We start from the raw sequence: 1,249 nt of genomic DNA, 5'->3' as shown, positions 1-1,249 counted from the left end.
CGTCACGCTCAATCCCTTGCTGTCATTGCAACATGACTGCAACACGAAAAGGATGGTCTGTTCTCTGGATGTTCGGCTGGCTGCCGCAAGGGAGTCGCCCCCTTCACGGCGCCAATTGTCGTTCCAATACTTTCCTGCGATTGTTCAAAATCCTGGAATTAGGGGGCGAAAACCATGGGCGTGAACCCAGACTTGCTTAACCTTGCAGTGGCAACTGTCGCACTGATCGTCTCAATGGTGGCCTTGGGTTTTTCCATCTTCTTTTGGTACCGTCAGTTTCGGCCGATCGTGACAGCAATGGTTGAGACGCACCACGGCGGCAGCGAGGGGATCGCGTACGACCTGGTTGTCCTCAACTCCGGATCGATTCCGGCAAAGAATATCAAGCTGCTCATTAGCGATCAGATAGCGTTAGAGGAGGCGCTCGGCCGCGGGGCCAATGAAGAGAACAGGGGCCGGTGGTTGGCTTGTTTCGAGCCTTCCAGCGTAATCCGTCTCCTCCAAAACGGTGCTCGGACGTCATGTTCTTTTGGCCTGACCCACAGAGATCCGCATCAGAGCTTTTGGATCGCGCAGGCCGAGTTCCCGATCCAGATTGAATATGAAGGTTGGTTCGGAGAAAAATATCAAGGGGATCGGCCAAACATCTTGCAGATCGCTGATTCTGACAGTTTCACGGGCGGAATGTGGGGAGCAGCCAAAACACCCGCTGTAAGCTGGCGGAGCTAAAGTGGAAAAGCCCGCCACCGTGAGGCAGCGGGCCTTTGCGGGGAACCTCATCCAATCGCGGCGGCTAAGCGCCTGACATCTTTTACGAAGAGGTGGAGACATACCGCGTCCCAATCCTTGAGCGACCGCTCCCCCTCTACGGAGCTCAGGGATGCGCTTGTGGACCTAACAACCGGCGCGAGGCAGATGCGCCTTACTTGACAGCTCTGGGAGCCGGCTTGCGTTCGCCCTCAACCGGGGCCATGCTGCCCTAAGGGTACGGGAGGGGAATCCGTTGGGCGAGAACAGCAATAGGTTTTCCTTCCGAACAATTGCTGTCGTTGGTACCGGAATCGTGGCGTTCTCTACGGGCTTGGCGACGCTGCTCGGCAATATAGAAAAGATAACGCCTGCTAGCTCGGCCCTTCAGATATCGAATATCCACATATCCGCGCCACATAGATCCCCGTCGGACGTCACACGTTTCAGCGCCTTGATCACGGCTGACTACCGCAAGGTTGGCTTCCTGCCACTGCGGAAG

The 1,249-nt window shown here is 56.3% G+C and carries 2 protein-coding genes; both read left to right on the top strand.

What is annotated here, in order from left to right; translation table 11 throughout:
* The first annotated feature begins 174 nt into the window (after positions 1-174).
* Positions 175-729 (top strand): hypothetical protein, encoded by a 555-nt coding sequence (locus AC1DX0_RS36050; protein ID WP_477221121.1) that lies wholly within the window; start codon positions 175-177, stop codon positions 727-729.
* A 274-nt stretch (positions 730-1,003) separates the two neighbouring features.
* Positions 1,004-1,249, top strand: a 246-nt coding sequence (locus tag AC1DX0_RS36045; protein ID WP_477359294.1) for a hypothetical protein, incomplete at its 3' end; no start/stop codon positions are given.

It is taken from the genome of Mesorhizobium sp. P3_A9 (assembly GCF_056402975.1).
Note: the sequence above shows the minus strand (reverse complement) of the source record. Positions and strands in the feature narration are given on the sequence as shown.

Coding starts and splice junctions, on each gene's coding strand:
- AC1DX0_RS36050 (WP_477221121.1), top strand. CDS start 175: ATGGGCGTGAACCCAGACTTGCTTAACCTTGCAGTGGCAACTGTCGCA.